The 23,494-nt window shown below is 59.8% G+C and carries 24 protein-coding genes; 11 read left to right on the top strand and 13 right to left on the bottom strand.

Annotated features, from left to right (window positions below; all coding sequences use genetic code 11):
* Positions 1-57 precede the first annotated feature (57 nt).
* Positions 58-486, bottom strand: a complete 429-nt coding sequence (locus tag J7447_RS24855) for a thioesterase family protein (RefSeq protein WP_031269446.1) — start codon at positions 484-486, stop codon at positions 58-60.
* 382 nt (positions 487-868) lie between these two features.
* On the opposite strand from J7447_RS24855, the gene J7447_RS24850 reads away from it, so the two are divergent.
* From J7447_RS24850 to J7447_RS24835, 4 genes are all read left to right on the top strand, one after another.
* Positions 869-1,885: a TRAP transporter substrate-binding protein gene (locus J7447_RS24850; protein ID WP_077294514.1), complete on the top strand. Its 1,017-nt coding sequence runs from the start codon at positions 869-871 to the stop codon at positions 1,883-1,885.
* A 54-nt stretch (positions 1,886-1,939) separates the two neighbouring features.
* Positions 1,940-2,437, top strand: coding sequence for a TRAP transporter small permease subunit (locus J7447_RS24845; RefSeq protein ID WP_023001305.1), 498 nt, complete (start codon positions 1,940-1,942; stop codon positions 2,435-2,437).
* Positions 2,430-3,743: a TRAP transporter large permease gene (locus tag J7447_RS24840; protein ID WP_023001304.1), complete on the top strand. Its 1,314-nt coding sequence runs from the start codon at positions 2,430-2,432 to the stop codon at positions 3,741-3,743. Before J7447_RS24845 ends, J7447_RS24840 begins: the two co-directional genes overlap by 8 nt.
* A 117-nt stretch (positions 3,744-3,860) precedes the next feature.
* Entirely contained in the window at positions 3,861-6,209 is a 2,349-nt protein-coding gene (locus J7447_RS24835) for a cytochrome P450/oxidoreductase (protein ID WP_209171270.1), read from the top strand.
* 53 nt (positions 6,210-6,262) lie between these two features.
* On the opposite strand, the gene J7447_RS24830 is transcribed toward J7447_RS24835, so the two are convergent.
* Positions 6,263-6,940: an SH3 domain-containing protein gene (locus tag J7447_RS24830; RefSeq protein ID WP_209171269.1), complete on the bottom strand. Its 678-nt coding sequence runs from the start codon at positions 6,938-6,940 to the stop codon at positions 6,263-6,265.
* 295 nt (positions 6,941-7,235) lie between these two features.
* Here J7447_RS24830 and J7447_RS24825 point away from each other — a divergent pair, with 295 nt between their 5' ends.
* From J7447_RS24825 to J7447_RS24810, 4 genes are all read left to right on the top strand, one after another.
* Entirely contained in the window at positions 7,236-7,952 is a 717-nt protein-coding gene (locus J7447_RS24825; RefSeq protein WP_023001301.1) for a response regulator transcription factor, read from the top strand.
* Between the two features lies 1 nt (position 7,953).
* Entirely contained in the window at positions 7,954-9,291 is a 1,338-nt protein-coding gene (locus tag J7447_RS24820) for a HAMP domain-containing sensor histidine kinase (protein WP_209171268.1), read from the top strand.
* Positions 9,292-9,347: 56 nt separating this feature from the next.
* On the top strand, positions 9,348-9,926 hold the full coding sequence (locus J7447_RS24815) for a hypothetical protein (protein WP_209171267.1): 579 nt from the start codon (positions 9,348-9,350) through the stop codon (positions 9,924-9,926).
* A gap of 115 nt (positions 9,927-10,041) precedes the next feature.
* Complete coding sequence (locus J7447_RS24810; RefSeq protein ID WP_168687600.1) at positions 10,042-10,284, top strand: cysteine rich repeat-containing protein; 243 nt, start codon at positions 10,042-10,044, stop codon at positions 10,282-10,284.
* 86 nt (positions 10,285-10,370) lie between these two features.
* Here the strand turns inward: J7447_RS24810 and J7447_RS24805 are convergent, their stop codons facing one another.
* Positions 10,371-11,288: a LysR family transcriptional regulator gene (locus tag J7447_RS24805; protein WP_083660739.1), complete on the bottom strand. Its 918-nt coding sequence runs from the start codon at positions 11,286-11,288 to the stop codon at positions 10,371-10,373.
* A gap of 111 nt (positions 11,289-11,399) precedes the next feature.
* Here J7447_RS24805 and J7447_RS24800 point away from each other — a divergent pair, with 111 nt between their 5' ends.
* Complete coding sequence (locus tag J7447_RS24800; RefSeq protein WP_209171266.1) at positions 11,400-12,029, top strand: NAD(P)H-dependent oxidoreductase; 630 nt, start codon at positions 11,400-11,402, stop codon at positions 12,027-12,029.
* A 307-nt stretch (positions 12,030-12,336) separates the two neighbouring features.
* Here the strand turns inward: J7447_RS24800 and J7447_RS24795 are convergent, their stop codons facing one another.
* Together J7447_RS24795 and J7447_RS24790 are read right to left on the bottom strand one after the other, a co-directional pair.
* Positions 12,337-13,926 (bottom strand): GMC family oxidoreductase N-terminal domain-containing protein, encoded by a 1,590-nt coding sequence (locus tag J7447_RS24795; RefSeq protein WP_152507943.1) that lies wholly within the window; start codon positions 13,924-13,926, stop codon positions 12,337-12,339.
* Between the two features lie 30 nt (positions 13,927-13,956).
* The gene (locus tag J7447_RS24790; protein WP_286189590.1) at positions 13,957-14,727 is read right to left on the bottom strand and encodes an alpha/beta hydrolase; all 771 of its coding nucleotides are present in this window, start codon (positions 14,725-14,727) and stop codon (positions 13,957-13,959) included.
* A gap of 158 nt (positions 14,728-14,885) precedes the next feature.
* Between J7447_RS24790 and J7447_RS24785 the strand changes: the two genes are divergently transcribed.
* On the top strand, positions 14,886-15,356 hold the full coding sequence (locus J7447_RS24785) for a MarR family transcriptional regulator (protein ID WP_209171264.1): 471 nt from the start codon (positions 14,886-14,888) through the stop codon (positions 15,354-15,356).
* Between the two features lie 18 nt (positions 15,357-15,374).
* Here J7447_RS24785 and J7447_RS24780 read toward each other — a convergent pair whose 3' ends face one another.
* Complete coding sequence (locus J7447_RS24780; RefSeq protein WP_209171263.1) at positions 15,375-16,157, bottom strand: SDR family oxidoreductase; 783 nt, start codon at positions 16,155-16,157, stop codon at positions 15,375-15,377.
* A complete protein-coding gene (locus J7447_RS24775; RefSeq protein WP_209171262.1) occupies positions 16,154-16,483 on the bottom strand; it encodes a nuclear transport factor 2 family protein in 330 nt (109 codons plus the stop codon). The genes J7447_RS24780 and J7447_RS24775 overlap by 4 nt, the downstream gene beginning before the upstream one ends.
* A gap of 134 nt (positions 16,484-16,617) precedes the next feature.
* Here J7447_RS24775 and J7447_RS24770 point away from each other — a divergent pair, with 134 nt between their 5' ends.
* Positions 16,618-17,547, top strand: a complete 930-nt coding sequence (locus J7447_RS24770; RefSeq protein WP_209171261.1) for a LysR family transcriptional regulator — start codon at positions 16,618-16,620, stop codon at positions 17,545-17,547.
* 253 nt (positions 17,548-17,800) lie between these two features.
* On the opposite strand, the gene J7447_RS24765 is transcribed toward J7447_RS24770, so the two are convergent.
* The 6 genes from J7447_RS24765 to hisD form a co-directional block, all read right to left on the bottom strand.
* Positions 17,801-18,496, bottom strand: a complete 696-nt coding sequence (locus J7447_RS24765) for an RraA family protein (protein ID WP_209171260.1) — start codon at positions 18,494-18,496, stop codon at positions 17,801-17,803.
* A 7-nt stretch (positions 18,497-18,503) separates the two neighbouring features.
* Complete coding sequence (locus J7447_RS24760) at positions 18,504-19,202, bottom strand: alpha/beta hydrolase (protein WP_209171259.1); 699 nt, start codon at positions 19,200-19,202, stop codon at positions 18,504-18,506.
* A gap of 61 nt (positions 19,203-19,263) precedes the next feature.
* Positions 19,264-20,226, bottom strand: coding sequence for a cupin domain-containing protein (locus tag J7447_RS24755; RefSeq protein ID WP_152507948.1), 963 nt, complete (start codon positions 20,224-20,226; stop codon positions 19,264-19,266).
* Positions 20,227-20,357: 131 nt separating this feature from the next.
* Positions 20,358-21,377, bottom strand: coding sequence for a LacI family DNA-binding transcriptional regulator (locus J7447_RS24750; RefSeq protein ID WP_031269438.1), 1,020 nt, complete (start codon positions 21,375-21,377; stop codon positions 20,358-20,360).
* Positions 21,377-22,141 (bottom strand): SDR family oxidoreductase, encoded by a 765-nt coding sequence (locus tag J7447_RS24745; RefSeq protein ID WP_209171258.1) that lies wholly within the window; start codon positions 22,139-22,141, stop codon positions 21,377-21,379. Before J7447_RS24745 ends, J7447_RS24750 begins: the two co-directional genes overlap by 1 nt.
* Positions 22,138-23,469 carry a histidinol dehydrogenase gene (hisD, locus tag J7447_RS24740; protein WP_075283498.1) on the bottom strand — a complete coding sequence of 444 codons (1,332 nt, stop codon included), beginning with the start codon at positions 23,467-23,469 and terminating at the stop codon, positions 22,138-22,140. The genes J7447_RS24745 and hisD overlap by 4 nt, the downstream gene beginning before the upstream one ends.
* Between the last annotated feature and the right edge of the window lie 25 nt (positions 23,470-23,494).

Raw genomic sequence — 23,494 nt, 5'->3', positions numbered from 1 at the left:
AGCGGGAGCCGCGTTTGACGGGAAACCAACGCGATTTGTTCTGAAGCGTCTGAGCTGTCAGCTGTCTTCTTGATCTTGCGGCATGCAGGCCAGCAGGGCTGCCTTCACGTCATCCGGCCAGGGGATGGAGCAATGCTTGTCGAGATCGCTGGCGGCCAGCACCTGGGTGCTCGACCAGCGCTTCTCTCCCTTGCAACTGATCTCGTGATGCATGGTGACCGACGACCGGCCGACCCGCTTCACGGTTACTTCGAACTCCAGCTCTTCCCCGAAAAAGGAAGGGCTTGAGAAGTCGCTGGAAAGATGGACAGTCGGAGTGCCCCAACGTTCCTCCCAGATAATCTTGTGCCATGGATAGCCGAGCTTCAGCCAGAATTCCTCGTTCACACCGTTGAGGATGTTCAGATAGGATGGAAAATAGGCTGTGCCGGAGATGTCGCAATCACCGAAGTTGAGCATGCGGGTGGTTTTGAATGGAACGTCCAAGATGCGTTTCTCCCTGCCACTGGCTGGCTCACCATGGAAAGGTGGCCCAATTTTATTTATTTGATTTTGCACATATCGCAGAGGGGCTTCAACACGTGGATTGTTCGCCAGGATGTAAACTCCTTGCCTGCGTAACGCGGGCTGTGCGCTGAGAAATCTGGATAAACATCTGAAATCAAGAAGAATATTCGGAGTTTCGTGAAGCGTTGATCCACCGTGAAAATGATTGTGGAGCGACGGTGTTTTCTATTGTCGATTGCAAAAAATACATGCAGTTTCATATTTATTGACAAGGCATGCTCATCAATGGAAGTATTCAAAAACGGTCTCGGGCCTGCGGAGGAGCCCAGCCAGACAGACGCATCATTCAAGGGAGAGGAAGATGAAGTCGCTATTCAAGATTGTTGGCGCTGCCGCAGTTTCACTGAGCCTCAGCGTTTCGGCGCTTTCGGCGGAAACCGTTCTCAAGATTTCCAGCTGGCTGCCGCCAACCCATAGCGTGAATACCGGCATTTTTGCCAATCTGATCACCATGATGGAAGAAGCTACAGGCGGCGAAGTGTCGGGTGAGCTGGTCTTTGGCCTCGCCCCGCCGCCAGCCCAGATGGATCTGGTTCTCGATGGTGCCGCAGACATGGCTATCATCTTCCACGGGTATCAACCGGGCCGTTTCGTCGGGACGAAGCTGATTGAACTGCCGGGTTATGAAGGCAACGCAGAAGACGCATCCGTCGCCTATTGGCGCGTTTATGAAAAATACCTCGCTGCCCTGAACGAGCATCGCGGCGTCAAGGTCATTTCGCTCAACACCCATGGTCCCGGTCAGATCCATTCCAGCAAGGAAGTCAGCAGTCTTGCCGACATGAACGGCCTGAAGACGCGCATCGGCGGCGGTGTTGCCGGCGATGTGGGGTCCGCGCTCGGTCTGATCGGCATCAACGTTCCGGCTCCGAAGGTTTATGAAACGCTGGAATCCGGTGCGGCCGACGCCGTTGCGATGAATGTCGGCGAGCGTGTCGGCTTCAAGCTGAACGAAGTGGCCAAGTATCTTTATGACATGCCGGGCGGTCTCTATCGCGGCTCCTTTGCCGTGATCATGAGCCAGGAAAAATTCGACAGCCTGCCGGAAGATGTCCAGAAAGCCCTGGACGAGCAAGTGTTTGGTGAGCCCGCGAGCCGGATGGCAGGTGCATCCTGGGACGAGTCCGACACGATTGCCTATGAAGCGACCAAAAACGCAGAAGGCACGAAGATCACGCCTGCGAGCGATGATGACATCGCCAAGTTCGAGGAAATCAGCAAGGAAGTCACGGACAAGGTTCTGGCGGAATTGCAGGAAGCCGGGGTGGACGCGAAAGCCGCCTACGAAATGGTCAAGCAGGAAATGGCCGGAAACTAAACGAGTCCGGGCGGTCCGGTTCGTCCGGACCGCCCGCAGCTGAAGGATCTGGACGTGTCCCGTCTACTCAAGTTTGCGGCCAGTCTGCCGGCGCTGCTTGCCTCGTTTGCCTTGTTCGTCCTCATGGTCATGACGTTCTGCGACGTGGTGCTCCGGTCGGTGTTCAATGCGCCGATCGAAGTTGCCGCCGACATGACGCGTCTGCTCATGGCAATCATGGTTTTCTCCGTTCTGCCGGTCGTCTCCGCAAAGGATGGCCACATCTGCGTCGACCTGACGGATGGCATGTTCAAGCGCGCCGGACTGACCCGCTGGCGTAATGCATTCACAGATCTCTTTTGTGGCCTGATGCTGGTCCTCCCGGCCATGCGCGTATTTGATCTGGCCGAACGAAGCCGCTCCTACGGCGACGTCATGGAATATCTGCGCCTGCCCCTGCACTATGTCGGTTGGTTCATTTCCATCGTCACGGCAATTACCGCCGCAGTCCTCATTGTTCGCGGGCTCGGCCATGTTTTCGCACCGAAATTGATGAGCCCCCGGCATGCTTGAAGGACTTCTCGGATTTGCAGCGGTTCTCGTACTGGTCCTGCTGCGAGTGCCCATCGCCTTCGCCATGGGCTTTGTCGGAATGATCGGCTTCATGATTGAATCGGGCTACCGCGCCTCGATTTCCATGACGGCCCGTCTGATCATCGATACCAGTCAGGATTACGGCCTCTCGGTCGTTCCGCTGTTCATCCTCATGGGGTTGTTTGTCAACAAGGCGGGGATCAGCCGGGAGCTCTATGCCGCTTCCAACGCGTTCCTCGGCCATTTCCGCGGTGGCCTCGCGATGGCAACCATCGTTGCCTGCGGCGGTTTTGCTGCCATATCCGGATCGTCCCTTGCAACCGCTGCCACCATGTCGAAGGTGGCCATGCCGGAAATGCGTCGGTTCGGCTATGCCGACAAACTGTCGACGGCTTCGATTGCCGCCGGCGGGACGCTCGGCATCCTCATACCGCCTTCGGTGATCCTCGTCATTTACGGTCTGCTGACCGAAACCTCGATCGGCAAGCTTTTTGTCGCCGGCATCATTCCCGGCCTTCTGGGTGTCGTGCTCTATCTGGTTGCTGTCCAGTTCACGGTCTGGCGCGATCCGGAAGCCGGTCCGGCAGGGGAACGCATCAACCTCAGCGGAAGACTGTCCGCCCTGAAGGATGTCTGGGCTGTCCTGTTGCTGTTCTTCCTGGTGATCGGCGGGCTCTATGGTGTTTTCGATGTGCCGCCGATCAACCTGAGCTTCTCGCCGACGGAAGCCGCCGGCATGGGCGCCATGGGGGCTTTTCTGATTGCGCTCGCCCGCAGACGCCTGTCGCTCGCAGATGCCCTGGAAGCCCTGCGTGAAACGGCGATGACCGCAGCCAGCCTGTTTGCAGTTCTGATCGGTGCCTGGATCTTCTCCAACTTCGTCAATATCGCAGGCCTGCCGACCGCACTTAGCGACATGGTGACCGCCTACAATCTACCGCCCTGGATGGTCATGGGGCTGATCCTGCTGATCTATATTGCGCTCGGCTGCGTGTTCGAAAGCCTGTCGATGCTGCTGTTGACCGTGCCGATTTTCTTTCCGGTCGTCACAGGGCTTGGCTATGATCCGATCTGGTTTGGTATCATCGTCGTGGTGGTAACCGAAATCAGCCTGATCACACCTCCCGTCGGCCTGAATGTCTTCGTGTTGCGGGCGGTCGTCGGCGACGTGCCAACGGCCACGATCTTCAAAGGTGTCACGCCGTTCTGGATGGTCGATATCATTCGTCTGATCATCTTGCTGACACTGCCGGGACTAGTGCTCTTGCTGCCAAACCAGATGTAGGATCAGATTTGGTCTGGCATCTGTCGGCAAGCCTCTGGCATCGGAGCCGACACAGACCGCAGACGTACCTTTTCAAAGGGGGATGCGGTCCGACTACTTTTCTGGGAGGAGGAGAAAATGGAACGCACTGCGAGCCCTGCAGACGCGATGGCGGGCGGTAAGTCTTCAAGGGGCAGACCGGACAACCCGGCCGCTGCCGAAGCCCAGTGTCCGTTTTCCAAGAAGGCTGCCGAATTCGATGCGTTCGCCGGACCCTATCAGGCGGACCCCGCAGAAGCACTGCGCTGGTCACGGGAGCAGTCGCCCGTCTTCTACAGTCCCAAGCTCGGCTATTGGGTGGTCAGTCGGTACGATGACATCAAGGCGGTCTTTCGTGACAACATCCTCTTCTCGCCCCGGAACGCCCTGGAAAAAATCACACCGGCAACGCCGGAAGCAGTGGAGGTTCTGAAGGGCTACGGCTATGCGATGAACCGGACCATGGTGAACGAGGACGAGCCCGTACACATGGAACGGCGGCGCGCCCTGATGGGCCACTTCCTTCCGGATAATCTGGAAGCCAGGCAGGAGATGGTGCGCCGGCTGACGCGCGAAAAGATCGACGCCTTCATCGACAGCGGCCGGGTCGATCTGGTCGATGCCATGCTTTACGAAGTGCCGCTGAATGTCGCCCTGCATTTTCTGGGTATTCCGGAGGACGACATCGCGGTCCTCAAGAACTTCTCGGTCGCCCACTCGGTCAATACCTGGGGCAAGCCCACCGACGAGCAACAGGTCGCCATTGCGCATGACGTCGGGCAGTTCTGGAACTACGCGGGCAAGATCATCGAAAAGATGCGCAAGGAGCCGGACGGAACCGGCTGGATGCATGAGACGATCCGCAAGAACGCGGAAATGCCGGATGTCGTGCCGGACAGCTACGTACATTCGATGATGATGGCGATCATCGTTGCCGCCCACGAAACGACGTCGCTTGCCTCGGCAGGAATGTTCAAGACGCTGCTCACCCACAGGCAGGCCTGGCAGGACATCTGCGAGGATCCAAGCCTGATACCCAACGCGGTGGAAGAATGCCTGCGCTATTCAGGCTCCATCGTCGCCTGGCGGCGGCAGGCGACGGCGGCGACCAGCATCGGTGGCGTCGAGATCCCGGAAGGTGCGAAGCTGCTTATCGTGCAGGCGTCCGGTAACCAGGATGAGCGGCATTTCGAAGATGGCGACAAGTTCGACATCTACCGCGACAACGCCGTCGATCACCTCACGTTCGGCTACGGCAGCCACCAGTGCATGGGCAAGAACATTGCCCGTATGGAAATGCGGATCTTCCTGGAAGAAATGACCCGCCGGCTGCCACACCTGCAACTGGCCGAACAGCAGTTCACTTACCTCGCCAATACGTCCTTCAGAGGTCCGGATCACGTCTGGGTCGAGTGGGATCCGGTGAAGAACCCCGAGCGGGCCACGCCGTCGATTGCAAACGGCAACCATCATTTCCCGGTTGGAGCGCCTGCGCGCCGTGACATCGCGCGCAAGATCCGCGTCAAGAATGTCCGCAGGGAAGCAGACGGCATTCTTGGGCTGACGATCGAGGATGCCAAGGGCCGGTCCCTGCCGGGCTGGAGTGCCGGGGCACATATCGAAGTGTGTCTTGAGGGCTTTGATCGCAAATATTCTCTGTGCGGCCGAGCCGATGGCAGCGACTACGATATCGCCGTGCTTCTTGAAGAAGATGGACGGGGCGGTTCCCGCCGAATTCACGAGGTCGCCGCAGAGGGGCTGGAACTGCGCCTTCGCGGACCCAGCAACCTCTTCCGGCTCGACGAACAGGCCAGCTCATACGTCCTGATTGCCGGAGGGATCGGCATCACCCCAATCCTCGCGATGGCAGACCGTCTCAAGGCATTGGGGCGGGACTACACGATCCACTATTGCGGACGATCCCGCGAAAGCATGGCCTTTCTGGACCGGTTGCATGCAGACCACTCCGGAAAGCTTGCGATCTATGCCGGTGACGAAGGCGCACGCGCGGACCTGGCCGCCATTGTCGCCGGCTTGCGCGACGGCGGGCAGATCTATGCTTGCGGTCCGCAGCGGATGATTTCCCAGCTGGAAGACCTTACTGCAAGTCACCCGGCCGGCACCTTGCATTTCGAGCATTTTTCCGCGCAGGAGACCGCTCTCGATCCATCGAAGGAAAACGCCTTTCAGGTCGAACTGAAGGATTCCGGCCTGACGCTTGAAGTCGCAGCAGATGAAACGTTGCTCGATGCACTGCTTGCGTCAGGTATCGACATTGCCTGCGATTGCCGGGAAGGTTTGTGCGGCAGTTGCGAGGTTGAAGTTCTTGAGGGAGAAATCGATCATCGCGACGTGGTACTGACGCGCACCGAACGCGCGGAAAACCGGCGCATGATGTCCTGCTGCTCGCGGTCTGTGAAGGGCGGCAAGGTCAAGCTGGCGCTGTAGGGTGCCGGGCGACGGTTCGCAATGAGCGAACCGTCCGCAGACCGGTAATCGTTTCAACGCTGGAAAACCCGCGTTCTGGTGCCGCCGGCAGGTCCCGTCCGGCTGACGGTGCAGGACTGACTGTTGGTGCTGCAATTGCGAGTGCGCGACGCGGTGCCGCCGTAAGGGCCGACCACGTTTCGGGTGGCATTGCATTCACCATTGGCACAGGTGCGGGACTGGCTGGTCGAACCGCCGTAGATACCCGTCGTCGTCCGCGTGGCCGTGCAGCTGTCTCCTGTGCAGGTAACCGCCCTGTCATGCGAAGTAACGCGTGCCGCCGGCGCGACCGGATAACCCGGGCGGTAATAATGACCCCAGCGGCCATACCAGGGATAAGCGGCGTAATAGGTGTCCCAATAAGCGCGGTTATAGGCGACGACGGTGAGGCCGACTGCGGGTGCGACCACTGGCGTGACGATGACCGGGTTGCCGCGGTAAACGACCTGAATGTAGCTGGCCGACACCCAGCCGCGATACGCGCCGAAGCTCACGTCGCACCAGGAATAGCCGGAAACGCAGCCGTAAGTCGTGATCCGTGTTCCGGCGGGAACAACAGTGACGACGGGATAGCCGGTCGACGGGCCAGCTCTCAGGTTCACGTTTCCGGTGGAGACGGCAACCGTTGCCGCCGCCGCAAGCGATGGTGCGCCGATCAGGATCGCCAGCGCGAGGTACAGTCGTTTCATCATGGTGTTCTCCATATGCGTCGCCGCCTTGGCAGCGGCCTCCGGAGACCCTCTCCCTGTCGCTTGCACCGGATCTTTCCGGCGCGTTGCGTTATGTTTCAATTTGTAAAACATGACCGTTCGGCCGGCGTTGGTCCTGCTGGCGCGTACAGGAAGACAAATGCCGTGGCCGCGGTGGTTCTGCACCGTGCGGCGCTCTGGCAGCCAAGGCATTTCGTTAGATTTCCGGTTTGTATGATTTTGTAATCGCTGCCTGTTTTCGTTTGATTTCGCAGGGTCCTCATGTGCAATTGAACTCATGGAACCGGATGCAAAAACAATATTGATCGTCGACGACGATCATGAAATCCGCCGCCTTGTGGGCGAGTTTCTAAGCCGGGAAGGCTTCGAAGTCGTCTCTGCACAGGATGGCCGGGACATGGATTCGGCGCTTGAACGCGTCCAGCCGGACCTTTTCATTCTAGACCTCATGTTGCCGGGCGAAGATGGACTGTCCATCTGCCGCAGGCTGCGTGCTCAGGGCAATACGCCCATTCTCATGCTGACGGCAAAAGGGGATGAAACCGACCGTGTGGTCGGGCTGGAACTCGGCGCCGATGATTATGTCGTCAAGCCCTTTGGCCCGCGAGAGCTGCTGGCACGGGTCAGGGCGATGTTGCGCAGGGCTGCCTCCAACCCCTCGCAACCCATGTCGAGACGGTTTGCCTTTGACCGGTTCATTGTCGATCTGGACGCGCGCCAGGTCGAGACCGACGATGGAGATCTGGTGTCCGTCACCAGTGCCGAATTCGATCTTCTGTCGTGTTTTGTTCTCCGCCCGCGCAGGGTTCTCTCCCGCGATCAGATCCTGGACTGGACCCGTGGTCGCAGTGCCGGCCCTTTCGACCGTACAGTCGATATCCTGGTTTCGCGCATCCGCAAGAAACTGGAAAGCTACAGCCCCGGCAGCAGCTTGATAAACACCGTTCGCAACGGCGGCTATCTTCTGACGGCCTCAGTCCGGCAGGTGGCGTGAGATGCGCTTCGGCCTGGTCGCAAGACTTGTTGCCATCGGCGCGAGCCTGCTTCTGGTCTTGTGGCTGCTGGTGCTGGGCGTCGCCTATCGCGAAGGCAGTCTTTCGCGTGCAACATCCAACCCCGAACCTGCGCAGCTTGCCGCGATTGCAGAGCTTCTTGCTGGTACTCCGCCCGCGCAGCAGGACACGGTTCTGAAAGCTGTCCGCTCGCCGGGGATTGATGTTCAACTGGTAGCCGTTTCCGAGGTTCCCGACACCGACAGCCAACTGCGTGACAGCGGTGTGCTTGAACCCTACCGGGCAATTCTGGGAGATCGCCTGCTGGCTGCACAGTCTCGCAAGCTGAACGGACTGGACGGCAGCCGGTGGCGTTTCGGCCCCATGCGCCCGCTCAAGTTCTGGATCGCGGCGGGAGACGGCAAGGCTCTGGCAATCGGGGTTCATCTGCCGTTCCCGGTCACGCCTCTGGGCTTGCCTGTCGGCCTGGGGGCAGGTCTGCTTGGTACGGTGTTCGCGTTTATCGCGCTGCTTCTGTTCCACCGTGAGATCCGGCCGCTTGCAATGCTGGCGGCGGCGGTGGACCGCATCGATCCGTCTACCGAACCTGTTCCCTTGCCGGACACCCGCGCCGGTACGCCGGAAATTTCAGCCCTCGTCCGGGCGTTCGACAGGCTGCAAAAGCGGCTTCACACCATGACCCGCTCGCGAATGGCGCTTATCGGTGGGCTCCAGCACGACGTGCGCAGCTTCGCCACCCGCCTCAGATTGCGTCTGGAAAATCTGCCGGACGCCTCGGAGCGAGAGCGGGCAACGTCCGATATCACGGACATGATTTCCCTGCTCGACAATGCTCTCCTGATTTCCCGGGCCGGCGTCGGCGTACTCGACGAGGAGTTGCTTGATCTCTGCGAACTTGTCAGCGCGGAGTTTGCCGAGTTCAGGGAAGCAGGTCTGCCTGCCGAGGCGAGCGAGGATTTCGCGCGGAAGCAGGCATGGATCGTCGGCGATCGTGTCGCGCTCAGGCGCATCATTTTGAACGTGGTCGACAACGCCATCAAATATGGCACCCGCGCGCGGGCAACCTTCGACCAGGACGGAGAGCGGATAACGATCCTGATTGATGATGATGGCCCCGGCTTTTCGGAAGAAGCCAGATCGCTGTTGCTCGAGCCCTTTGTGCGGGCGGAACCATCAAGGTCCCGGGGAACTGGCGGTGCAGGCCTCGGTCTTTCGGTAGCCCGGTCACTGACCGAAGCCCATGACGGGGCCATCAGTCTGGAAAACACCCCACGGGGTGGTCGGGTGAAGGTGACGTTGCCCCTCTTCAAGTCAAGCTGACCACCGGGCGGGAAATAAAAAGCTACAATTTCCCATTACCCGGAAAACTGGCGGATATGCAGAATTTGCAGGATCTCTCCATCGACAACGAGTTGGAGAGTACCGTGAAGAAGCTGATCCCCTTGTCACTTGTGGCCGGCGTCACGCTTGCTGCCGTCATGCCTTTTGCCGCGGTGTCGCAGGACAATCCCTTCGCCATCAAAGGCCCTGCCTATCCACCCGAATTGCCTATCGTCTTCGGGGGCGTTCCCGACATCTACGACGTTGCGGAGCGCCTCGATCATCTTCGGCATTTCTATACCGGGAAAGCCGCCAGGTTCAGGCTGGCCGGCGCGTTGAGTTCGCAGGAAACGGCAATCGGCATCCGGGCCGACCAGCAGGACGAATGGCGAGCCTATACCGCTGCGATGCTCGCTCTGGTCCCGGATGCCGGCACGGTGCGCGCCCTTGCAGGAGCGCCTGACGAAGATCCGGCAGGTCCGGAAGCCTTCGGCCGGATTGAAGCTCTGGCGGACGTCCTCTCCGTCTATGGCGAAAAGGGTGCAGCGTTGAAAACCGCAGTCGAGAACCTGCGCGCAGCGCTAACGGAAGAACAGCTTGAGGCCTCCCGGTTTCCTCGCCTTAGCCTCAGATAACCCGCATCTCAATACGACAGAATTGCCGGTGCTCCCGCCGCATCGGCAAAGACGGGCGCGTGGCCGCCAATGTTCCACGCGCCCGTCGTCCCCCTCGAGACATAGGATGATTTTCATGAGATTTTTGATTTCGGCTCTTTTGCTTCTGGGCGTCTCCGGGGCTCATGCCCAGGAGCTGACCCGTCAGCAGATGCGGGAAATCAGGACCGCCTGCGAAGCAGACGTGCGCAGCTTGTGCTCCGGCATACAGCCGGGCGGCGGCAGGCTTCTGCAGTGCCTTCAGGCCAATGCGGCAAACATGTCGCCGAGTTGCGCGAACAAGCTTCTTGAACTTCAGGCGTCACGTCCCCCGCAATAACAAAAGCCGCGGCGGCAGGCCCTTCCCGGCCATGCCGCCGCTGCCAATTCAACTTTGCCTTTTGCAGGGCTCTGGCCCATGTCGTTTCATTCGGACGGACTGGTCCAGCCTTTCCATTCCAGCTTGCCGGAAAAGGTTTCGACGAGCGCGTCGATCAGGACCCTGACCTTCCGGGGTGTATTCGCTCCAGGGGGGCGGAGTACGAAAAGGCCGACTTCCGGTGTCGGATAGTCAAGCAGCAAGGGAACAAGGTCACCACGCTCAACCGCATCGTTGACGAGAAACAGGGGCGCGTGAGCAATTCCAAGCCCCGCAACCGCCCAGGCTACGGTTATGTCTCCGTTGTCAGTGCGCAGACGTCCCGAAGGGCGTACCGAGATGTTCCCGTTGCCACTGTGGAAGATCCAGTCCGGTGAAAGCGCAGCTGTGTAAATGAGGCATTCGTGGGCGGTCAGGTCTTCAGGCGTTTGCGGAGTACCGTTTTGCTTCAGATAGGTCGGGCTGGCGACGACGATCGAGTTGATCGGTGCGATCTTGCGAGCGACGTAGCTGGAATCGCGCAACTTCCCAATTCGGATCGCAGCATCGAACCGCTCGCCGATCAGATCGACAACACGGTCAGAAAACGAGGCATCCACTTTCAACCGCGGGTGACGACAGGCCAGAGATCCGAGGATCGGGCCAAGATGTCTTGTCCCGAAGGCAAGAGGGACCGACAGTCGCAATTCTCCGACGATTTCGTTCGAGTGCTCGGAGATTGCTTCGAGCGTGTCTTCATAGTTGGCAAGAAGATCCTCGCTTCTGGATTTGAATTCCTGACCAGCCTCCGTGGGGGCAATGCCGCGGGTCGTCCGATCCAGTAGACGGGTGCCGAGCAGGTCTTCAATCCGCGCAATTCTGCGGCTGACGATGGATTTCGAGATGCCGAGCCGCGTCGCAGCCGCGCTCAGGCTGCCGCATTCCACGACTTCGATGAAGCATCGCATATCGTCCAGATCAATCATGCGTTCCTCTCAGAGCAACAATCTGGTGCGGAAAATGACGGTTCCGGAAAAGGCATCCGGGAACCAAGTTGACGACTGAATTTCTTACATGAAAAGCAGGACGTACAATCAATGTCTAAAGTTCTCGTACTGACAAGCAGTGTTCTGGGCGATGCCTCCGTATCCAACCAGCTTACCACCCACATCGTAAACCAGTTGCGTCTCAAGAACGGCAAAAGCAAGGTCATTGCCCGCGATCTGGGAAGCAATCCCGTGCCGCATCTGACACAGGATTCCACGATTGCCTTGCGTGTTCCCGAAGCTGAAAACGAAGTGCAGGCAAACGCGCAGGCCCTCTCCGACGAACTCATTGCCGAGTTGAAAGCGGCCGACCTGCTGGTCATCGGTGCGCCCATGTACAACTTCGGCATTCCGTCCACGCTGAAAGCCTGGTTCGACTACGTGCTGCGCGCCGGAGTAACCTTTTCCTATAGCGACGCAGGTCCGGAAGGCCTCCTGAAAGGCAAGCGTGCTATCGTCGTCTTGACACGAGGCGGCCTCTACAGCGAAGGACCGGCGCAGCTCATGGATGCCCAGGAACCTCACCTGCGCACCTTGCTCGGCTTCATCGGCATCACGGACGTCACTTTCATTCGCGCCGAGAAACTTGCCTTCGGTGCCTCTTTCCAGGAAGAGGCCATCGCCGCAGCCAAGAAGGCAGCCAATGAGGTGGTTGACGACTTGCTGCTGGTGGCTGCCTGACATCCTTGCAGCGGATTTCGTCGGTTGCGATAGCGAAACTGGCATATTTCAACACCGTCGTCCTCTACCCCCGCCCCTGTCTATGTCAGCGGGCGGGGTTTCCGTTGTGAGCGAACGTCTGAAAGCCTGTTTGGTCTCTCCTGTTCGGATTTCTGCATCCACATTCGGAAACACCTGTCCCTTCATGCCCTGCCCGAGATGAAGATCGGCTCAGTTTGGCCGAGTGATCAATAAAGGCGGACGCGGCGGAGGCAGCCGCCGCGTCCAGACCATGTTTCAATCAGAGATTAAACGTCCCTTGGACGTGTCAATGGTCGGTGTCGGGCGCATCGGACAACCCGTGCTGGAGCCGGATCATATCCGCCGCCCGCTCTCCGATGACGACACATGGAGCCATCGTATTGCCGGTCGTGATGCGCGGCATGATCGAGGCGTCGGCGAGCCTAAGTCCTTCGATGCCATACACCTTGAGCTGATTATCAACCACCGACATGCTGTCCCGCCCCATCTTGGCCGTACAGGATTGATGCCAGTAGGTGACAGCGGATTTCCGGATGAAGTCGATCATGCCTGACTTGTTCCGAGACCGCGGTGCCGTCTCGGTTTTGACCAGCGGCGTGAACGCTTCACTGTTTCCCGCCTCACGGCATAGTTCCACTGCCGCCAATGCAGCCGTCAGATCTTCCGGCTCACTCAAGGAGTTGGGTTCGATGAGCATAGGGTCGCGGGCATCCGGCCCGGATAGACGCAGCCGTCCCCGGCTTTTCGGCTGTGCAAGCCCGGCAAACATCGTCCAGCCGTGCTCAGGTGTTTCCAGGTCCGTTTCAACAGGGCTGGGCACGGCAAACTCAAGCTGGCACTGAAGGATATCGGGTTGCTGAAGACCGGAATTGCTCCTCCAGTAGAGGGTCGCTTCACAGCCGCCCCCGCCGACCTCCTGAGGTTTGCGGTACGCCCAGGTACACCCAAACGCGATGTGATCCTGATGATTGCGGCCAACGCCGGGGAGATGCTGGACAACGGGGATGCCGTGAACCCGCAGTTCATCCTCGGGACCGATACCGGACTGCATCAGAACCTTGGGTGTGTGAACAGCGCCGAGTGACAGCACTGTTTCATATCGCGCGCGGAACTGCCGAACTTCACCATCGACCAAAGCTTCGACGCCGATCACCTTCTTTCCCTCGAAAAGGAGCCGCGTGACCAATGCATTGGTCAGCACAGTGAGGTTTGGTTGCGCCATCATCTTGTGGGTGTAGGACCGGAAGACCGACTCCCGCTTGCCGTTGCGGATCCTCAGTTCCGCGATCGATGCACCGCCGGCACTTTCCATCATCTCGCCGTTGGGCGTGTCAAAGACGGGAACACCAATCAGCTCCGCCGCGTCGAGAAGTGCCCTGGCAACCGGCTTTGGACTGTCAGGTTGCGCGACGTGGACGGGGCCGCCGGATCCCCTTCGCAAAGGATCCGGTGTTCCGCGCCAGTCTTCAATACGGCGATAATATCCGAGCACGGACTGGTATCCCCAGGCTTCGTCGCCGGATTCTGCGGCGAAATGGTTCCAGTCTTCCTTGTGGCCCCGGGCCCACACCATGACATTGATGCTTGAACCACCACCAAGCCCCTTGCCCATGCTTAAGGGAAGCCGGCGGCCGGCGAGCCCAGGTGTTGGTTCACCAATGAAGCTCCAATCACGGTCACTGCCAAGGTTCAACGGCCATTGAGCCGGTTCCATGACACTTTCGGCGAGATCGTCGCCTCCAGCCTCAAGGAGCAGAACCCTGGCATTGCCGTCTTCGGCCAATCTGGCTGCGACAACCGACCCGCTGGAACCTGCACCGCATACGATGAAATCGAATTCGGCATTTGTCTTTTCGAGCTGCATGGTCTTGTCCATGTGATCGACCTCTATCGATGCTTGTGTTGTTTAATGCTGGCTCGAGACCGTTTGTGCGGCTTCGTCGATCGTGTCGGCGACGACTTTCGGCCGGGTCATGAAGAGAGCGTGGCTGGCAGAGACCTTCGTGATCTTTGCGCCGATACGTTCCGCCATGTGGATCAGCATGGCCTGGTCGAATGCCTTGTCTTCGGTTGCAATCACCGCCCAACTCGGCTTGGAGCGCCACGCAGCATTCTTCAGCTTTGTGCCAAACGCTGCCAAGTTGAGGGGAACTTGAGAATCCCGCATGAAGGCGGCGTCCGCGTCGCTCACGTCATGGGCAAAGCCGGATTTGAATTTTTCCCGGTCGACATAGGCGAAATCGTCTTCCGAAGTGTCGATGACGAACTCGGAAGCCGCTGGAAATCCATCATATTGCTGAGCTGTCGTTTCGCCGGCATCCGGTGAAAGCGCCGAGACATAGACCAACCCGGCAACCTTCTGGTCGATCCCCGCTTCGGTAATGACCGTGCCGCCCCAGGAATGCCCGACAAGAATGGCCGGGCCGTCCTGACGGTCCAATGCGCGTTTGGTGGCCGCAACATCGTCTTCCAGAGATGTCAGCGGGTTCTGGACGATGGTGACCCGGTATCCACGCGTTGTCAGTTCGTCATAGACGCCGCGCCAGCCGGAGCCATCCGCAAAAGCGCCGTGAACAAGCACAACATTCCTGACAGTCTGATCCGCCGGAATGGTGTCTGACGCATTCGCGGACTTCAGTCCGATGACGGCAGCGGCGGCAGCCGCCAGAACAAACATTTTCGTCTTGGTCTTCATGGCTCTTCTCCAAACAAGTAGCGATAACAGTTATCGCGATAAGAGTGATTACAGGGATCGAATTTTCAGGTCAAGAGAAATGTTATCGCGATATTGTTTCTCGTGATGTGGTTTGATATACGGGGGCAAAGGAGCAGCGCATGACGAATGACCGGAAGAACAGTCCACCGCCTTTGGACGATCAACTCTGCTACGCGATCTATTCGGCAGGGATTGCCATTCAGCGCGTCTACAAACCCCTTCTTGACGAGCTCGGGGTGACCTATCCGCAGTATCTCGTTCTCAATGTTCTCTGGCGCGACGACCAGAAGACAGTCGGGGCAATCGCCGAGACCCTGGCGTTGGAATCCAGTACACTCACGCCGCTTCTCAAGCGTCTCGAAACGGCGGGACTGCTGCAAAGAACCCGAAATCCAAACAACGAGCGACAGGTTGTCGTGGCCTTGACCGACAAGGGCCGTGCGCTTCAGTCCAGGGCAGGATGCCTTGGCGAGGCTCTGCTGACGGCTTCGATGCAAAGCACCGAAGACCTCGCGAGTCTCAACAAGAACATCCGAAATCTTCGTGACACGATCTATTCTCAGATCGGCGGGTGGGGTACTCCCGCCTGATCCACGCATTCGTCATGTCTACGTTGTCGGTATGGTGCCCCCGTCAATGACGTATTCGGTGCCGGTGATCGTGGCCGCGCGGTCGGACGCCACGAACGCAATCAGGTTTGCGACCTCTTCCGGTTTTGTCGGACGACCGATCGGTATTCCGCCAAGCGCATCCATGATCATCTTCTTGCCGCCCTCGTAATCGGTGCCGGCCTGCTTGGCGAGACGGTCGGCAAGACGCACCGACGCTTCCGTCTCAATCCACCCGGGCGATACACGCAGCACACGCACGCCCCTTGGCGAGACTTCTTTCGACAGGGCCTTGCTGTAGGTGGACAGCGCTGCCTTCGCCGCCGCATAGGCGGTTGTCGATTCAGGCAGCGGCAGCTCCCTCTGGATCGACGAAACGTGGATGACGACACCGCTTCCCCGTTCAACCATGTCCGGCACGAGTTGCCGGTCCAGGCGAACGGCAGGAAAGAGATTGAGGTAGAGCTCGTTGTGCCACTCGGCGTCCGTCAGGGCGACATACCCGCCTCCCGGAGCAGAGGAACCGCCGAGCATATGAACAATGATGTCCACGCCTCCCAGCCTTTCCCGGACAGCGGCGACAAGGTCATCGCAGCCTTCGGTCGTGGTCAGGTCTGCCGCGACGAACTGGACACCATCTTCAAGCGTGTCCGGCCTGGTCCGGGCGCTTGTCAGCACCTCGGCCCCGAGGTCCCGGAATAGCCTGACCGTCGCAGCCCCTGCGCCTCGCGTTCCGGACGTGACAAGCGCCCGTTTGCCTTCAAGACTGAGGAACTTGCTCACGGCAGGATCTCCAGTTCAGCAATCTTCTCGTCCGTCAGGCGGAAAAGATACCTCAGGTCGACCGGGCTGCCGGGAAAGTTCCCGACAACGTGGCCCGTCACCACCTTGCGATTTCCTTCCACCTCGATTGCGAAAGGTTCGACCGTGTAGGAGTACTTTGTTGAAGCTTCCGCCTTCCATCGGCGGATCGCGGTGCGTCCCGCATGCACGTTTTTCTCGTCCTTGACGACCGCGTCTTCGCTGAAACATTCAGCGACGGCATCGGCATTCCTGTTTCCGTCAGCTTCGAAATAGGCGGCAATCGGTCCTGGTAACCGGATATCCATCTGACATCTCCGTTTCTGGTGATGGTCCAGCCGGATCAGCGGTGTGTTCCGGCGTCGATGGTCGAAATATATGGCTGGACCTTAATCGCGATAATTGGGATAAAGCTGGATGTAACGTCACGAAAATCGGAACAATGTCACGTCAGATCCTGGGAGAACTTGAAGCGGTTCTGGCCATCGCCAATCGAGGGTCTTTCCGTGCAGCGGCGCTCGAACTCGGGCTGTCGACGACGGCGCTCAGCAACCTTATTGGCAAGATAGAACGGCAACTCGGCGTTCGCCTGTTCAATCGCACCACGCGAAGTGTTTCGTTGACGGATGCCGGTCGAACCTTCGTCGAACAGGTGTCCCCCGCACTGCGTGACATCCAGGACGCAATGGCAGCCGTGCGCTCGCAACAGGACACGCCTTCGGGGACATTGCGCATCAATGCTTTCGCAACAGCTGCCCGGGAAGTGTTTGCGCCACTAGTTCTGGAGTTCCTGCAGCGCTACCCACAGGTTCACATCGATCTCGTCACCGAAGGCCGGATCGTCGATATCGTCGCCGAAGGGTTCGATTTGGGAATCCGAACCGCCGACCTGGTGCCAAGTGACATGATCGCTGTGCCGCTGGGGGCGCCTCGCAGCTTTGCTGTGGTCGCCACCCCCACCTACCTCGAAGAACATGGGAGGCCGGCCGCACCCCCCGATCTTCTGGCTCACCAATGCATCCGTGTCCGACTGCCAAACGGTGCACTTTATCGCTGGCATTTCGAGAAGGATGGCAATGCCCTCCTGATCGACGTGGGGGGTCCGATTACACTTGATGAAGCTTCGCTTGCACGAATGGCCGTTCTCGACGGGATCGGGATCGGGTTTTTCATGGAAGCCAACGTGCGCGACGACATCGCTGCCGGGCGACTTGAACGGGTCCTGCAGGATTGGACCCCGCCAACGTCGCCGCTGTGTCTCTATTATCCCGGGCGTAAAAACCCTTCGGCTGCCTTCCGGGCTTTCGTCAATATGGCACGGGAACTTGGCAAGGCAGCCACGCGAAGAGATCTATTTCCGGCTGAGCAATGAGCCACTGCCGTTTCTGGAAAGTGTCGTGCGGTTTCAGCGACAGCCGATCAGCGGCAACCGAACGTTTCTGACGATCAGGCCATGCCTTGATGATGGCGTTGGACCGGTCGATCGCATTCTGTCCGAACGCGATCTCGACGGCTAATACGAGCGCGGTCTGAGCCAGTCCGGGGCCACCGGGCAACAGGCAAAGAATGAACTTCAAGCTAAAGCAATTAGCCTGTTTCGTGTCCTCTTTGCTGTGCCCGTGTCCTCAGACGCGGGCAGCTTCGAAAGCCTGCCAGACCTTCTCGAAGGCGGCAAAGTCCATCGCTCCTTTTGCAGTGGCTTCCAGAACGACCTTTTCCGAGGCAAAGAGCTTGGCAATACCTTCTTTAAGGCCGGGTATGACCTCCACTGGAATGACCACGGCGCCATGACGGTCGGCGTGGACCAGGTCACCATCCTGGACAGTCAACCCAAAGATGCTGACAGGCGTGCCCAACTCGCGAACATGCACGAACCCGTGGCTGGGGCCGATGGAACCCGCGACGACCGGAAATCCTTCTGCCATATCGCCGAGGTCGCGCATGACCCCGTTGGTCAGGGCACCGGACATGCCGAAGGCCTTGTGGATTGAAGTATTCACCTCGCCCCAGTAGGCCCCGATGCAATGCGGGTAATCCACGTCCTCGATTACGGCTATCGAGGGTTTGGGGGCCTCGGCCATGCGCCGGTAGTATTCCATGCGGCGGGCGCGGATGACGTCCGCAGGCTCTGTGGGTGGTTCGAGTGCGGCGATCTTGGCCGTTGAGGCATAGCCCACCATGGCGCCACCCTCCGGTGCGCTGCACAGCATGGTACCTCGTGTGAAGCCATTGAAGCCGCGCTTGCCCTCGACAACCTCGATGGCATTGCAGACCGTCGGCGTATCCACGCGTTTCAGCAGTTCCAGAAGTTCCTGATCCATTCTAATCCTAGTCCTCAAGCCATCGTGCGAGTGCGGCATTCGTTGCCGCCGGCTGTTCCAGTGTCGTCAGGTGACCGGCTTGTTCGATGATTTCCAGAACCGAGTTCTGAAGCAGTTCGGCCATCTGTGTATGCCGATCAAGGGGGCAGAGCCTGTCGCTCTCGCCGGTCAGGACCAGAGCCTTGCCCTTGTAGGCGCGCAGCGTTTCGATCTGTGACGGGCGGTCGATCAGCGCTTTCGACTGGCGCAGGAAGACCTCGGGTCCGAGGCTTTCGGCCATGTCAAGCGCAAGGCTCTCGAGGTCGGCAGCGGTCGACCTGTCATGTGCGAAATTTGGAATGACCTCGAGGCGCATGACGTCCGAGAGCCCACCTGCGCGGACCGCCGCCATTTGTGGCGCCCGCTTTTCCTTCACCGTGTCCAGTTCGGTACGTGGATTGGTGTCGAGAAGTGCCAGACGCTCCACACGTTCGGGCGCCTGCCTCACGACCTCCATGGCGACGATCCCGCCCATGGAAAGGCCCGCGAGCGCAAAGCGTTGCGGTGCACCGGAAAGGATCGCCGCTGCCAGGGCCTCGACATTGTCCTCGTTGCAGATTGGAGCAAGATGCAGTGCACGCGACCCGGAAAAGGCAGCGATCTGCGGCCCGTAGAGCCGGGCGTCGCACATCATGCCGGGGATCAGGACTAGCGGGAGACGCGTCATGGCCACTTCCTTTTCAAGAAGGCAGCCGGCGAGACCGGATAGCCTCGCCGGCTGCCAGGTGTCAGTTCCCGGTCCAGGTCAGGCCGGCGGGATCATCTGTGGCGACAACCCGGTAGAGCGATGCCTCGCCGGTCATCGACGGCTCAAGCGAGTAAGCCTCTCCGGCGAGCATCAGGGCGGTGTCGCCCGGGTTGAGCACGGTTTGACCGCCGCTCCAGCTCAGCGCCCAGTGGCCACGCATCGGCATCAGCACTGTCGGCTTCTCCGGTGTGATGGTGTCGCTGGAGAGTGAGCCGCGCGTCAGGAACTCGACCTCGAAACCGGGCTTGTCTTTCAGGAGAGCGTTCTCGCCGATCACCTTGGCCGGCTTTTTCGCTGCCAGCGCCATCAGGTCCCAGTAGCGGGCAACATAGTCGCGGACCACGTCCTCCACCGGCGTTTCCGGGAAAGCCTTCAGCTCTTCGTCGGTCAGAAGCGGCATCGGCGACACGTTGTGCGGCAGGGTCTGGCCCTTCTTGCTGTCGTAGAGGACCCCGTTCTCTCCAAGGATGAGACCGTGTTCCCGCGCGTCCTCGATCACCTGAGGTGCCCAGGTCACGCCGCCGCCGGCATCATCGCCGCCAAGGATCGCCATGATCATTCCGTAGTCGGTGCCGATGTTCTCGAACCCGCGAAAAATCCCGGTCGGAATGTTGAAGATGTCGCCTTCCTCGGCAACGAATTCGCCGGCCGTGCCATAGCGGCCCCAGAAGAAGCGCCAGCGTCCCTTCAGCACGAAGAAGACTTCGGCTGTGGTGTGGTTGTGAAGCGAGTTGCGGCAATGCGGCGGCTGTCCCGCGGCACCAATATTGAAGCCGACCTTGTCGGTGATGTGGACGTGCTGGTCGGGACTTTCCGAAACCCCGCCGCCGATGATGGTGAAGTTTTCCTTCTGGTTCGAGCCAGGTGTATGGGCGTCGATGAAGGCAGTCTTGCACGGCTTCAGTTCACCGTAGCGAACGATGCGATCGTTGATCGAACTCATGTCGAATATCCTTGAGAAATCTGGTCAGTGTAGGGCGGCCAGCAGCCGGTTCGGCGGGTGGTTGTTCAGCCGCCGTGATCTCAAGCTCTGCAGATAGGTGTGATGCCGTTCCTCGGCCTGAAGGGGTGTCCTCATGTGCCGAACGGGTCCAGCTTGCGCGTGGAGCCGCGCTGGATCAAATCACCCGGGATCAGGATGCGTGTGGGCTCTGTGTGTCCCTCGACGCGGCCAAGCAATGTCTCGACTGTTGCCTCGACCATGCGGTTCACCGACTGGCGGACTGTCGTCAGGTCATAGGTCGGCCAGCCTGCAACGGGCACATCATCGTAGCCGACCACAGCGACGTCGCCCGGTACGGAAAGCCCCAGTTCGAAACGCAGAACGTCCATCACGGGAAGTGCCATATGGTCGTTGCCGACAAATACCGCGTCCGGTCTGTCCGCTGAACCGAAGAGCTCACGCGCAAGCTGGCGCGCCACATCGGTGCTGTATTTGCCGTCGAGCACGGCGCAGGGTTCGCGGCCGTGTTCGGCAAGCGCCTCAGTGAAGCCGCGTGCGCGGTCGCGCCCGGTCGAAGATCCTTGCCAACCGGCAATATGGGCGATCCGTTCATGTCCGCAGGCGACCAGGAAGTTGGCGACGGTCCGGCCGCCTGCAAGGTTGTCGGAGGTTACCGACGACAGGCGGTTGTCGTCCTGACCGCGATTGAACATGACGATCGGGATGCCTGCGTCCTCGCAGCGTGTGGTCAGGTCGTTGGTGATCGCAACAGAGGCCGTGATGATGCCGTCGACGCGGTAATCGAGCAATTCGTCGACCACGCGGGTGACATCGTCCTCCTGGTTCTCCGCCAGAAAGATCAGGATGTGATAGCCCCTGGCCTGCAAGGCCCGGCTGAGACGCTCGATTGCGAGCGGATAGAACTGGTTTTCAAGGTAGGCCACGACGAGGCCGATGATGCGGCTTCTGCCGGTAATCATCGCCCGCGCGATCGGGTTCGGTCGGTACCCGAGTTCCTCGGCTGCCGCCTCGATGCGGTCGCGGGTCTTCTGCGAGACGCTGGAGCCCGGCGTGAATGCACGGCTGACTGCCGACTGGGAAACCCCTGCCAGCTTTGCGACTTCGCTGAGTGTGACCTTTTCCTTGCTCATCAGTCCGCCGTCCAACCTCCATCGACCAGCAATGCCGTTCCGGTCACCAGGGAGGATGCGTCCGAGGCGAGGTAGACGACCGCGCCCATGATATCCTCGACTTCGCCTACCCTGCCAAGCTTGATCTTCTCCTCGATCCACTTGCGCCGTTCGGGGTTCTCGAAGGTCTTCTCGGTCAGCGGGGTGCGAATGAAGGTCGGGCAGATGGAATTGATGCGGATCCCCTTCGGGCCCCACTCGATCGCCATCGATTTGGTCATGCCTTCGATTGCGTGCTTGGAAGCTGAATAGACGGCGCGGTCGATGCCGCCGACATGGCCCATCTGGGACGAGATGTTGATGATCGAACCCGGCTTGCCTTCGGCTGCCAGCCGGCCTGCGGCCAGGGCTGCGAGAAAATAGGCTGCCCGGAAATTCAGGTCGATGACTGCATCGAAGTCTTCGGGCCGGGTTTCCAGCGCAGGACCATGGCGCGCCATGCCGGCGGAGTTCACGACAACGTCAAAGGCCGACAGGTCAGCGAGGGCTTTTTCAAGCGCTTCATGATCTGCCATGTCGAGGACCAATACGTCCGCCTGCAAGCCTTCGGCCTGCATTTCTGCCTGAAGGTCCTGAAGCGGCGCGGCCCGCCGGGCCGCCAGTGTTACTGCCGCCCCGGCTTCCGCAAGCGCGACAGCGCACGCCCTGCCGATGCCGGAGGACGCACCTGTTACGAGGGCGCGCCGGCCATCGAGACGGAAGGACGGGGTGCGCGGAAGGCTCATTCGGCCTTCTCCAGAACCGGTGCAGCCTCACCATAGGGGACGTTGACACCGCCATAGCGGCGAACGCGGACGTTGCACTGCTCGGCGTGGCCGACAAAACCTTCCAGCATGCACAGGCGCGAGCCATAAGCACCGATACTGGCCGCTGCTTCGTCGGTCATGACCTTCTGATAGCTGTGGGTTTTCAGGAACTTGCCGACCCAAAGTCCGCCGGTGTAGCGGCCGGCCTTCTTGGTCGGCAGCGTGTGGTTGGTGCCGATGACCTTGTCACCGTTGGAGACATTTGTCCGCGGGCCGAGGAACAACGCGCCATAACAGGTCATGTTTTCCAGGAACCAGTCGTCGCGGTCGGTCATGACCTGAACATGCTCGGAAGCGATGTCGTCGGCGACCTTCAGCATTTCCTCGTAGGTGTCGCAGACGATCACCTCGCCGTATTCTTCCCAGCTCACGCGGGCGGTGCCCGCTGTCGGCAGAATTGCGAGAAGCCGTTCGACTTCGGCCATGGTTTCTTCCGCCAGCCTGCGGCTGTTGGTCAGCAGCACGCAGGGGCTGTTGTAGCCGTGTTCGGCCTGGCCGAGCAGATCCGTCGCGCAGAGTTCCGCGTCTGCGGCGCTTTCATCGGCGATCACCATGGTTTCCGTCGGTCCGGCAAAAAGATCGATGCCGACGCGACCGAAGAGCTGACGCTTGGCTTCCGCAACAAAAGCGTTGCCCGGACCAACCAGCATGTGCACCGGCTCGATGGTTTCCGTGCCGATGGCCATCGCGCCGACGGCCTGAATGCCGCCCAGCACGTAGATTTCGTCCGCGCCACCAAGGTGCATGGCCGCGATCACGGCGGGATTGGGCTTGCCGTCGAACGGCGGAGTGCAGGCAACGATGCGCGGAACGCCGGCGACCTTCGCTGTTGCGACGGACATATGTGCGGAGGCCACCATCGGAAACTTGCCGCCCGGCACGTAGCAGCCGACGGACTGAACCGGCAGGTTGCGGTGGCCGAGAATGACGCCCGGCAGCGTCTCGACCTCGATATCCAGCATGCTGTCGCGTTGGGCCTTTGCGAAATTGACCACTTGCGCCTGGGCGAATTTGATATCGGACAGTTCCTGCTCGGTCAGCTGGGCGATCAGGCTGTCGATCTCCTCTTGCGACAGGCGGTAGGATGCCGGGGAATACTTGTCGAATTTCTCGCTGAGGTCGCGCACGGCAGCATCGCCGCGTTCCTCGATATCCTTCAGGGTTGCCTCGACAACGGCGCGCACCTTGGCGTCGTCCTCGACACGGTCCGCTTCCGGCTTCCCTTTCTTCAGATACTCGACAGTCATTTCAGGTTCCTCAGTTTTCCGGGCG

Source organism: Labrenzia sp. R5_0, from assembly GCF_017743835.1.
Taxonomy (GTDB): Bacteria; Pseudomonadota; Alphaproteobacteria; order Rhizobiales; family Stappiaceae; genus Roseibium; species Roseibium algicola.
The sequence above is the reverse complement of the archived record's forward strand: the minus strand, read 5'-3'. Positions and strand labels throughout refer to the sequence as shown.

Coding starts and splice junctions, on each gene's coding strand:
- J7447_RS24795 (WP_152507943.1), bottom strand. CDS start 13,926: ATGGACAAGACCATGCAGCTCGAAAAGACAAATGCCGAATTCGATTTC.
- J7447_RS24800 (WP_209171266.1), top strand. CDS start 11,400: ATGTCTAAAGTTCTCGTACTGACAAGCAGTGTTCTGGGCGATGCCTCC.
- J7447_RS24785 (WP_209171264.1), top strand. CDS start 14,886: ATGACGAATGACCGGAAGAACAGTCCACCGCCTTTGGACGATCAACTC.
- J7447_RS24815 (WP_209171267.1), top strand. CDS start 9,348: ATGCAGAATTTGCAGGATCTCTCCATCGACAACGAGTTGGAGAGTACC.
- J7447_RS24810 (WP_168687600.1), top strand. CDS start 10,042: ATGAGATTTTTGATTTCGGCTCTTTTGCTTCTGGGCGTCTCCGGGGCT.
- hisD (WP_075283498.1), bottom strand. CDS start 23,469: ATGACTGTCGAGTATCTGAAGAAAGGGAAGCCGGAAGCGGACCGTGTC.
- J7447_RS24770 (WP_209171261.1), top strand. CDS start 16,618: ATGTCACGTCAGATCCTGGGAGAACTTGAAGCGGTTCTGGCCATCGCC.
- J7447_RS24825 (WP_023001301.1), top strand. CDS start 7,236: ATGGAACCGGATGCAAAAACAATATTGATCGTCGACGACGATCATGAA.
- J7447_RS24805 (WP_083660739.1), bottom strand. CDS start 11,288: ATGATTGATCTGGACGATATGCGATGCTTCATCGAAGTCGTGGAATGC.
- J7447_RS24760 (WP_209171259.1), bottom strand. CDS start 19,202: ATGACGCGTCTCCCGCTAGTCCTGATCCCCGGCATGATGTGCGACGCC.
- J7447_RS24830 (WP_209171269.1), bottom strand. CDS start 6,940: ATGATGAAACGACTGTACCTCGCGCTGGCGATCCTGATCGGCGCACCA.
- J7447_RS24850 (WP_077294514.1), top strand. CDS start 869: ATGAAGTCGCTATTCAAGATTGTTGGCGCTGCCGCAGTTTCACTGAGC.
- J7447_RS24750 (WP_031269438.1), bottom strand. CDS start 21,377: ATGAGCAAGGAAAAGGTCACACTCAGCGAAGTCGCAAAGCTGGCAGGG.
- J7447_RS24775 (WP_209171262.1), bottom strand. CDS start 16,483: ATGGATATCCGGTTACCAGGACCGATTGCCGCCTATTTCGAAGCTGAC.
- J7447_RS24820 (WP_209171268.1), top strand. CDS start 7,954: ATGCGCTTCGGCCTGGTCGCAAGACTTGTTGCCATCGGCGCGAGCCTG.
- J7447_RS24765 (WP_209171260.1), bottom strand. CDS start 18,496: ATGGATCAGGAACTTCTGGAACTGCTGAAACGCGTGGATACGCCGACG.
- J7447_RS24745 (WP_209171258.1), bottom strand. CDS start 22,141: ATGAGCCTTCCGCGCACCCCGTCCTTCCGTCTCGATGGCCGGCGCGCC.
- J7447_RS24790 (WP_286189590.1), bottom strand. CDS start 14,727: ATGTTTGTTCTGGCGGCTGCCGCCGCTGCCGTCATCGGACTGAAGTCC.
- J7447_RS24755 (WP_152507948.1), bottom strand. CDS start 20,226: ATGAGTTCGATCAACGATCGCATCGTTCGCTACGGTGAACTGAAGCCG.
- J7447_RS24840 (WP_023001304.1), top strand. CDS start 2,430: ATGCTTGAAGGACTTCTCGGATTTGCAGCGGTTCTCGTACTGGTCCTG.
- J7447_RS24835 (WP_209171270.1), top strand. CDS start 3,861: ATGGAACGCACTGCGAGCCCTGCAGACGCGATGGCGGGCGGTAAGTCT.